1 protein-coding gene is annotated in these 777 nt (G+C 65.1%); it reads right to left on the bottom strand.

Translation table 11 applies throughout. The features are described from left to right. Positions 1-777 (bottom strand): NmrA family NAD(P)-binding protein (locus tag EAH77_RS24975; protein ID WP_140476142.1); only part of this gene is annotated, 777 nt, incomplete at both ends.

Here is a 777-nt window from a genome sequence, read left to right on the forward strand (position 1 = left end):
GGGGCTCGCGCCCCAGAACACGGACCACCGTGTCGGTAGGTGATTCCGGGCACGACACAGCAAGGTGCTGGATCTCCAGAATGTGCTCGGCGAGCCACGGAGGCATGTGGGCGTGATCGACGAGGTTTTGACGCAGTTCGTGCGGTTGCAGGTCTATATAGCGGACGGGGCGACCAAGCATGCGGGTCAGAGAATCGGCGATTCCGCCGTAGCCGACTGCCTCGCTGCCTGTCAGGACATAGGTGCCGCCAGCGAGATCGGCGCGCGTGAGCACGGCCGCGGCAACGTCACCGATATCTCGACAGTCGATCCAGTTGCACGGTGCGTCCTTCATCGCACCCAGAATGACCCCCTGCGCAGCCACCGCCGGTGCCAGGAGCAACAGATTCTGCATGAACGCATAAGGGCGGAGCAGAGTGTGGCGGAGCCCAGAGGCGCGCAGGTGTTCTCCGACGGCATGGTGGCCGCGGGAGAGAGTGATGGGGGAGTCCGCCGCAGCGGCAGGATCGGAGATCTTGACGATGTGTTCGATGCCGCTCTCGGCGGCGATGTCGATGACACGCGTTTCGAGCTCGACCTGTTCCGGGCCGTTGGCCATGGCGAGGAAAAGCTGTTCGGCCCCTTCGAAAGCCGTGCGTAGCGAGGTGGGGTCTGCGGCATCGGCCGGCACCACTTCGACCAATCCGTCGGCCAAGTCGCCGAGGTGGGCGCGCAGCCCGTCCGGGTCGCGTGACAGCGCTCTGCTCGGTACACCCGAGGATGCAAGACTGCGTAGCA

Origin of the sequence: Ewingella americana (assembly GCF_006438725.1) — a bacterium.
Classification (GTDB): domain Bacteria; phylum Pseudomonadota; class Gammaproteobacteria; order Enterobacterales; family Enterobacteriaceae; genus Ewingella; species Ewingella americana_A.